Origin of the sequence: Flavitalea sp., from assembly GCF_035489435.1 — a bacterium.
Classification (GTDB): Bacteria; Bacteroidota; Bacteroidia; order Chitinophagales; family Chitinophagaceae; genus DATHKG01.
Map to the genome: position 1 here is coordinate 44,530 of NZ_DATHKG010000084.1, position 8,345 is coordinate 52,874.

Annotated in this window: 11 protein-coding genes and 1 other RNA gene; 7 read left to right on the forward strand and 5 right to left on the reverse strand. The window is 39.0% G+C overall.

The annotated features are described in order from the left end of the window. Positions 1–430 precede the first annotated feature (430 nt). The 7 genes from ssrA (at position 431) to VK664_RS12715 (ending at position 4,677) form a co-directional block, all read left to right on the forward strand. Positions 431–803, forward strand: a transfer-messenger RNA (tmRNA) gene (gene ssrA / locus VK664_RS12685). 229 nt (positions 804–1,032) lie between these two features. After that, a complete protein-coding gene (locus VK664_RS12690; protein ID WP_461399038.1) occupies positions 1,033–2,244 on the forward strand; it encodes a site-specific integrase in 1,212 nt (403 codons plus the stop codon). Between the two features lie 283 nt (positions 2,245–2,527). Next, positions 2,528–2,752: a helix-turn-helix domain-containing protein gene (locus VK664_RS12695; protein ID WP_461399039.1), complete on the forward strand. Its 225-nt coding sequence runs from the start codon at positions 2,528–2,530 to the stop codon at positions 2,750–2,752. 47 nt (positions 2,753–2,799) lie between these two features. Then, positions 2,800–3,219: a hypothetical protein gene (locus VK664_RS12700; protein ID WP_461399040.1), complete on the forward strand. Its 420-nt coding sequence runs from the start codon at positions 2,800–2,802 to the stop codon at positions 3,217–3,219. Continuing rightward, positions 3,216–3,581, forward strand: coding sequence for a hypothetical protein (locus VK664_RS12705; protein WP_461399041.1), 366 nt, complete (start codon positions 3,216–3,218; stop codon positions 3,579–3,581). Before VK664_RS12700 ends, VK664_RS12705 begins: the two co-directional genes overlap by 4 nt. 496 nt (positions 3,582–4,077) lie before the next feature. Beyond that, on the forward strand, positions 4,078–4,527 hold the full coding sequence (locus tag VK664_RS12710; protein WP_461399042.1) for a hypothetical protein: 450 nt from the start codon (positions 4,078–4,080) through the stop codon (positions 4,525–4,527). Between the two features lie 72 nt (positions 4,528–4,599). Next, positions 4,600–4,677 (forward strand): hypothetical protein, encoded by a 78-nt coding sequence (locus tag VK664_RS12715; RefSeq protein WP_461399048.1) that lies wholly within the window; start codon positions 4,600–4,602, stop codon positions 4,675–4,677. Between the two features lie 42 nt (positions 4,678–4,719). On the opposite strand, the gene VK664_RS12720 is transcribed toward VK664_RS12715, so the two are convergent. The 5 genes from VK664_RS12720 to VK664_RS12740 form a co-directional block, all read right to left on the reverse strand. Next, positions 4,720–5,520: a formylglycine-generating enzyme family protein gene (locus VK664_RS12720; RefSeq protein ID WP_461399043.1), complete on the reverse strand. Its 801-nt coding sequence runs from the start codon at positions 5,518–5,520 to the stop codon at positions 4,720–4,722. A gap of 346 nt (positions 5,521–5,866) precedes the next feature. Further along, entirely contained in the window at positions 5,867–6,364 is a 498-nt protein-coding gene (locus tag VK664_RS12725) for a two-component regulator propeller domain-containing protein (RefSeq protein WP_461399044.1), read from the reverse strand. Positions 6,365–6,913: 549 nt separating this feature from the next. Next, positions 6,914–7,084 (reverse strand): YceI family protein, encoded by a 171-nt coding sequence (locus VK664_RS12730; protein WP_461399045.1) that lies wholly within the window; start codon positions 7,082–7,084, stop codon positions 6,914–6,916. 28 nt (positions 7,085–7,112) lie between these two features. Next, a complete protein-coding gene (locus VK664_RS12735; RefSeq protein ID WP_461399046.1) occupies positions 7,113–7,268 on the reverse strand; it encodes a hypothetical protein in 156 nt (51 codons plus the stop codon). A 205-nt stretch (positions 7,269–7,473) separates the two neighbouring features. Further along, the coding region (locus tag VK664_RS12740; protein WP_461399047.1) for a ligand-binding sensor domain-containing protein at positions 7,474–8,345 on the reverse strand (872 nt) is incomplete at its 5' end.

An 8,345-nucleotide genomic window follows, 5' to 3' on the forward strand; every position in this document is an offset into this window, starting at 1 on the left:
GGTTGGAGGTAGAAAATCTTTGATGTTACTTTACATCATCAACAGCGGCATACCACAACACAAAAAGCAACAACAAGAACAACAACATAAAATAAAAGCAAAATATAAAGAATTTTAAGTTTTAAGTTTTCTCATAAGCAGTTAGTTTTGGTTTAATCCCCTTTATTCTTATCGGGGATTTTGTTTTTTTTAGTTATCCTCGAATTGAAAATCTAAAACCCCGGAATTTCTGCCCACCTCTCAATAGTCTGTCCGGCTAAAAAGTTTGTATAAATCCTAATCGTCAGTATAAATAATCCCATTCTTCCGGTGGACCAGGATTAGTATCTGGATTAAAAGACCAGTTAATTTTTTGTCGTTCAAAAAGATTCAGAAAGATTACGTTCTTCAGATTATATATTTTTCGTAAATTTGCAGGCTGGTCTTTATTGGGGGTGCCTGGTTTTGACAGCGTAGATCTTTGAAGGTGTAAGCATGTCGTGCGTTGGATAATTAGCACGTTAATCTGAATATTCAAAACTTCAAATGGCAATACACAGTATGCCATGGCTGCCTAATCAGTGATTAGATAGTCATTAGGGCCGCTTGAGTGGGTCTGTCTGCCACCCGCTCCGCCGCCGACTCAAAACAAGCGCAGAATGCTGCAATCAAAGGCTGTGATGATTGCTTAAGACTATACAGCTAAGGTTGATATTGGTTTGTCCGTCTCCTGTATCAACCCGACAACTAATGATGGAATAAACATGTAGAAAGCTTTCGACGAATATGTTTGGACAGGGGTTCGATTCCCCTCACCTCCACTGGTAGCATATGCAACGCAGTGCAAAAAGATGCAAGTTGTTGGTTTTCAACACTTGCATTTTTTCTTTGGATGCATCAAAGTGCTAAAAAAAGCACGTCTTTGGTGTACTTTCAGAGACCAGAACGGGATCCAAAGCCCCCGTTGCATCGAATTGCATCTTGTTGCCCGGCTCTGCACTTTAAAAGTTTGCACCATCTAGAGAATTTTAAACTTTAAAAATTCACTAGAAAATGCAACAGTTATTAAACATCCGATTCTCATTTCTCTGCCGCAAAACGCGCGCAAATTCCGAAGGAAAAAATCCCATCGTATTTCGTATTACTTACCGCCAGGAACGCCGCGATATATTTTCCGGTTTGTATTGCGATTTCAAAGACTGGGATGCTGAATCAGGCAGGCTTAAACATTTGAATAAGCAGTCTGCCGCCTTGAACAATAACCTTGAGTTGATCAAACGCAAAGCCAATGATCTTTTTGATCAATTTAAGTTTTCTGGTGGAGAGTTTACTCTTGATGAATTAGTTGACAAATTGCGTGGCAGAGAGGAACGACCTGTTTTACTTATCGACTACCTGGAAGAAGAAAAAATACGGATAGAAAAAAGATTGGGTATAGACATTACAATGGCGACCTGCAATAAATACAAATGCAGTGCGAAGCATGTCCAGGAATTCCTGGTCAAGGAGTTCAAAGTCAAAAACTATGCGCTGCATCGATTGGATAGCAGCTTTCTCGACAAATACTTTCGCTACCTGCGGTCAACAAAAAATATTTCACACAATTCGGCAGGGAAATATGTTTCGTTTCTTAAGACAGTTTTGATGCCGGCAATTCGCGCTGGATCTGTCAAGATTGACGGTTTTAAGGAAATCAAGTTGAAGCAGAAACCAATTTTGAAAGGCTACCTATCGAAGGAAGAAATCGAAATGTTGACAAACGTTCAACTCAAAAGCAAAGACCTTGATCGGATCAGAGATATATTTCTGTTTTCCTGTTACACGGGCCTGGCTTATAGTGACGTGAAGCAATTATCTAGACATCATATCATAAAGGAAGGAGACGAAACATTTTTTATTCGTAAACCACGGCAAAAGACAGGGCAGGAGAGCATCATCCCATTGTTGAGCGTAGCTCGGCGTATACTGGAAAAATATAGTCCGACGGAAGATTTTCGGGACTTTCAATGGCGGGTATCGGCGAATCAGAAAATGAATCAACGGCTGAAGACAATTGGTTCTGAAGCAAAAATTTCAAAAGAACTTCACATGCACCTTGCCCGACACACCTTTGCAACCACGGTAACACTTTCGAATGGAGTCCCAATCGAATCAGTATCGTCAATGCTCGGTCATGCTTCTCTAAAGCAAACTCAGCATTACGCAAAAATAATTTCACTAAAACTCCAACATGATATGCATAAGATTAATGGGCTATTTAAATGACCTTTCTAATTAGAATAATTATCCACAAGTAACCGATAGTTCTACAATATAAATAACTGTCACAATGGGTTTTGCAAAGTCTTGATAACCAATGTCTGTCAATGCAATTTTGTGACAGTTATTTTATATTCCACACAGGCTATTTGATAACAGATGACCGCTAGTTTTGCGTTTTAATCTAAATCCAAATAACTATGAAATCAAATCCCTACGTCCTTGAGAATAAGGAGCTTTTAGAAACCGACCGGAGTTCTTAGAACTGATTAAAGTATTTCGTTACGAGGTGCAGCAAGCCCAGCGACCCGCAGCGGAATGGATAATTGATGACATCGATCTCCAGAAACTTTTAAAAGTTTCTAAGCGTACCACCGCAAACTATAGAGCGCAGGGACTGATCACTTATTCTCATATTGGTGGCAAAGTTGTGTACCTATATAGTGATGTATTGGATGCGGTTAATCGAAATAAGATTCCAGCCATTCAGGAACAGCTGCGCATCAAACTTTAGAAGCATCAGTAAAACCAACTATCAATAACTTCCCAAACCTTTGGAATATGCCATCTAAAAGAGTCTATGAAGAAATCGCGTGCAATAATCCAGCATGCGGAACAGAATTTGCTCCTCACGACCGTAGACAAATTTACTGTTCGACCCAATGTCGTATCAACTTTTACAATGACAAAAAGAATTTCCTTGATCAGGATCGTTACTTCATTGAAAAGTTGTTGCGGGAATGCGACCAAAAGTTGGAATTACTTATGAAAAGTAATTTTTATAATAACGAAAAAATCGAACAGGTGATTCTCACCAAATTTGAAATTGATCAGACAATTGGGAGCCTGGTATTGCACTTAGACACAGGTCGGCCTATTCGTTGGTATCATTCTTTCGGAATAGAGCTGGTGAATGAGCGTCTGAAATTATACGCCATCCATCAACGTACCAATAACTTAATGAAAAAGCAAAAACAATGATTAATCCCCGCACTGCCCCATACCCTGTTCACCAGCTAATGGCTTTGAAGCATGAAATCAAAGATTCATTATCAAAGGAGGAATATTCTGGTTTACTGAATTCAGATATTCTCGTGGAAAACCCGGCCATAGAGCATATGACCATTGACCGTCAACTAAAATCCAAATTAGATCTGCCGGTTATGGCATTACAGAATGCAGAGGATTTTAAGAAACCTGTATCTTTCACATATGCGAAAACCAATTCAGTGAAATGGACAATTTATGTTATTGGAGGAATTTTTGTAGCGGTCGCCATTTATGTCTATTACCAACATGCAAAGTCAAAAGAAAAAGTAGATCAAGGAACATCTGAAAAATAAAATCTGCTTATGGTCACGGAGATACCCCAATGGGTCAAGATCCATTAATTCCGAAGTAAAGTACTTACGCGCCAAAAAATCCTAACAAATGTTCGATCGTAGTTTGGTATTTTGCCAGACAATTAAAATGAAATTGAGATTCTCCACAATGCAAACTAAATCCTAAAACGTGATCGTTTTCCAAACGATAAGAATTAACGCAAGACGCAATCTGCAAACCATAAATCACCATCTTTATGATAACTACGTCACACGGGAGAAAGGCAAAGCAAAAGCTAAGCCGTCCAGACCCATATGTTTATTTTGCGCTGTTGATAAAGATATAACTGAAGAACACGTCCTCCCTAAGTGGGTATTTGAAAAAAATCCTCACCGGTTCTTTACGACACAAATAAACAATTTGTCGCATAAATATATTAGTTCTACTATCCCAGTTTGTGCAACTTGTAATAATGATCTGCTAAGTGAATTGGAAAAGAGGGTTCAAAAATTGTTTTTGGGTCATCAAAAAATGGGTCGTTTTTTCAATGAAGAAGAAACCGAAGATATTATTCGCTGGCTAGAAATTCTCGACTATAAATACCAGGCATTTAGTTTAATGACAAAATTTTCCGTATTGAAAGGGAAGGGACCCATTGACTTTCTGACAGATTATTCTCTATCTGTTCTCGATCCGAACATAGAGTATTCTCCAAGGAGCGCTACAAAAAATATCCGCGAGGCGCTTGCAAGAATTACAGTTAAGTCAAAACAAAAAAATCTTCATTCTCTTGTCATCTTTAAGACGCACAATCCGGATTTCTATTTCTCTCACAAAAATAATGATTTCCTTTTTTTGGACCTTCCCAGATATAATCTGGCTTTATTTTATTTTTACAAGAAACTGTTCGCAGAAGCTGTACATGCGAAAGATGCGGCGATGGAAATATTGTCACGGGTTTATTAAAGAAGTTAGATTGTTAACTATGAAATGGATCACCCGTGGGTGTCCTAAAATTGACCGTTAGTTTGTCCCTGGTTGATCAAACGGTTTATTGACCCTGATGAGGAAATTCTTTATCTACCAGAAGCGTTTGAGACCTCCCGGCCTCTTTAAGCAAACCTCTTTTTTTATTTTAGCTCAAAGATATTCGGTATACTAAAGGGAAGAAGCGAGCCGGAAACCGATACTGCCGTTGCCCCACAGGACGGGGATGCGATAGGCTACGCGGCATATAGCGGGTTCGATGGCCGAGTTACCGCTACCGCCGCGGATAACACGATGCGGCCCTGTTGCAGGGCCCTTCGGATCATTTTCCGGACTTTTACCATAATAGTTTTCATCATACCAATCGTTGCACCATTCAAATACATTGCCCGACATATCATACAATCCCAATTCATTGGCCTCTTTTTGTCCAACAGGAAGTATATTTGATCCGCTGTTGACAGAAGTCCAGGCCACCGCATTGATATCATTACTACCTGCATATTCAAATTTCTTGCTCTTTGTACCGCCTCTTGCAGCATACTCCCATTCAGCTTCTGTGGGCAGGCGATAGTTCTTACCGCATAGGGTATTCAACTTTTTAATAAATGTCTGTACATCATCCCAGCCTACAGCGTTTACCGGGCAATCCATACAGCCTTTATGATACAAAGGATTGCTGCCCATAACCTTTTGCCATAGTGCTTGCGTAGTTTCATACTTAGCTATTTTAAAACTACTTAGCGTAACATTATGTATAGGCATTTCATTTTTATTCTCATTGCCGCCCATAGCAAACCTGCCGCCCTGTACCGTTACCATATCCGGCTCAATGCCATTTCCAGTTGCCTCGGTCGTCATGACAGAATCAGAATTAACCGCGGTTGCTTTTTCTGATGTCTTCGTGTTGCTTTGCGAACACCGGATACCTGCAGCCGCTATAAGCAGAACAGCTATAAAAATGTATTTCATTGCTGGATTTTTTGCCGGGGTTTCTGGAACCTCCGGGTTATAGATGTTTTTTTTATTTATCATATCCTATCTGACTTGATTTAGTGAATCTACTTTGATATTTTTCGGCTTGAGGAATTTGGCTTGTAAATAAAAATTTAAGCTTTGTCAATAAAAACTTCGTCTTGGTTGGTGTCTTCACGAACCAATACACACCGGCTTCGAAAATTTCGGTGCGTGAAGACACGCACCGAGGCGTAGGGCAATAATTAATATGAAGTACGTGGCCAATGGCTTGTTACTCAAACTACAGAAATGATATTGATTAATTATAATTAACCATTGATTTTAAAATCAGCAATACACCTTACTTCTGATCCGCTTTTCTTCTAAAGTCAGTGATGGTCTTTCCATCATAACGATACACTCCATCAGATGCGCCAATCCAAATACTTCCATCGCTAGCTTCCAAAATTGCTATTAATGCTGGCCCTCTTGACATAATTTCGGTTACAGTGGGCTTTTTATTGCACAAGGACTTTTGATCATAACGGGAAACTGCCCAGATACCCCCACCAGAATTTACTTCACCAGTAGTCCAGATGTTTCCGTTTTTATCTTCGGCCATAGCATAAACACCTCCCTGTGATACGTTTGTAAAGGTACTGCCGTCATAGCGCCAAAGACCGTTTCCACGCCCACCCTTGACACCAAACCAAATATTACCTTGTTTATCTTCGATTATTGACGAAACGACTCCAAATGATTTGCCATCTTTGTCTTTTAAAACGGTAAATGTTTTTCCATCATAAAAACCAGGCCCGTCTCCTGTGGCAATCCATAGTTTGCCAGTTTTGTCTTCCATGATAGCGCTACCATCAATACGCGGCAGTCCATCTTTCGTTGTTAAATTTCGAAAAGATTTCCCGTCATAACGGCTTGCTCCCCCTTATCGGAAAACACCTGACGAAGTAAACAAAATGGCACCATTGCTGCCTTTTTTTAAATTACGAACTATTCGGTCAGGCGCGTAGGAAGTAACTGTGTCTTTGATACTGTAATTGATATTATCTTTATGGGGTTCAGTTTGGTTTTGTCCACAGGAAGTGTGGAACACTAGCACCCAGAACAAAGTATAGATGGGAAAGTATTTTATCATTTTATTTTTTTGATTAATAAGAATAATAAAACCTCACAGCTCTTGTACCGGAATACAAATAACATGATCTGATTTAGTTAATATCATTTTATGGATTCTGATGTCTATTTCTTTCCTACAATCTTTATATGTAATTCAGTGGAATCCGAAATAATGTCATTAGCTACATTATCATAGAACATCCCTGATCCATAGCGGACATCCCCTTTTGTTCGATCAATGACCAGTTTACCATTCGCTTCGAAAATCCTTTCCTTAACTTCCATTTTGACTGGAAAAGTAACTGGGTGTAATATCTTTGATGGTTAAATTCCCGGTAATTTCCCTATACTCAAAATTCATTGATTTGACCTTGGTAATGGAAATGGTAGAAAAAGGAAATTTTTTAACATCAAAAAAATCAGGATTTTCTAAGCAATTAACCATTTCATTATCGCTCCCATGGTTTTTATCTTCAATGGTATTTCATGTCGACTTCAACTGTGCCACCCACTAGTTGACCTTTCTCAATCATCCATTCACCTCTTGATATATAGACGTACCCTATATTTTCCCCCATCGACAAGTAGGATCCTTTCCATGTCACAACGGTTTCTTTCGTATCTATCATAAAATATTTTTCATTCCCAACATGTAAGGATAAGGAGCTTGCCGATGAATTATTTTTATTTTCCTTTCTTATAGGCCTACCGCAACCAAAGAAAAAAGGAGCAATAATTCAAAGTAAGAAAGTTATCGATGGCTTGATATTCATACTAAAGAAATGATGTTGATTAATGATAATTGTCAAATGATTTTAAAATCAGCAATACGAGTTATTGCTGACCGGCTGCACTTTTAAAGTCTGTAAATGTCTTTCCATCATAACGATGCACTCCGCCCCCAGATCCAAACCAAATACTTCCATCATTAGCTTCCAAGATCCCCAAAAAATCCATTGTCCGTCCTGACTTAATTTCTGTTACAGTGGGCATTTTATCGTACAAGGACTTTGCATCATAACGGGAAAGTGCCCATACGTTCCCATTAGGATTTACCACACCAGTAGTCCAGATGTTACCTTTTTTATCCTGGACTATACCATAAGCACCCCTCTGTGATACCTTAGTGAAAGTATTGCCGTCATAGCGCCAAAGACCTTTGTTGTCACCGAACCAAATGCTTCCTTTTTTATCTTCGATTATTGACCAAACGTTTTTAAACGCTTCTCCATCTTTGTTTTTTAATACGGTAAATGTTTCCCTATCATAAACGAACAAGTTTTCTCCTTGTGCACCAAACCAAAGCTTGCCGGTTTTGTCTTCAAGGAGTAAACGAATACTGTTACTTGGAAATCCATCTTTTGTGGTAAAATTTCGAAACGATTTCCCATCGTAACGGCTTGCTCCGAACCAAATATTACCGGTTTTATCTTCATAAATATGAAGATTTTGGTTATTGGCAAGCCCATCCTTGGTTGTAAAATGCTGAAAGGATTTCCCATTGTAATGATAAACACCCGAGCCTTGGGAAGCGAACCAAAGATTTCCTTTTCGATCTTCCAAAACATCCCAGAAGCTAGAGAAGCGTGGCGAAATTATTTTACTTGTTAGATTGGTAAAAAATGTTCCATCGTATCGAAACACGCCCAAATAAGAAGCAATCAAAATGTCTCCGTTTCTAGCTTTCTTTACATTCCGAACCATAC

Excerpts from the sequence above, each read along its gene's own strand:
- VK664_RS12725 (WP_461399044.1), bottom strand. The coding sequence starts at position 6,364 with ATGGAAGACAAAACTGGCAAACTATGGATTGCCACAGGAGACGGGCCT.
- VK664_RS12735 (WP_461399046.1), bottom strand. The coding sequence starts at position 7,268 with ATGATAGATACGAAAGAAACCGTTGTGACATGGAAAGGATCCTACTTG.
- VK664_RS12730 (WP_461399045.1), bottom strand. The coding sequence starts at position 7,084 with ATGGTTAATTGCTTAGAAAATCCTGATTTTTTTGATGTTAAAAAATTT.
- VK664_RS12705 (WP_461399041.1), top strand. The coding sequence starts at position 3,216 with ATGATTAATCCCCGCACTGCCCCATACCCTGTTCACCAGCTAATGGCT.
- VK664_RS12700 (WP_461399040.1), top strand. The coding sequence starts at position 2,800 with ATGCCATCTAAAAGAGTCTATGAAGAAATCGCGTGCAATAATCCAGCA.
- VK664_RS12690 (WP_461399038.1), top strand. The coding sequence starts at position 1,033 with ATGCAACAGTTATTAAACATCCGATTCTCATTTCTCTGCCGCAAAACG.
- VK664_RS12720 (WP_461399043.1), bottom strand. The coding sequence starts at position 5,520 with ATGAAATACATTTTTATAGCTGTTCTGCTTATAGCGGCTGCAGGTATC.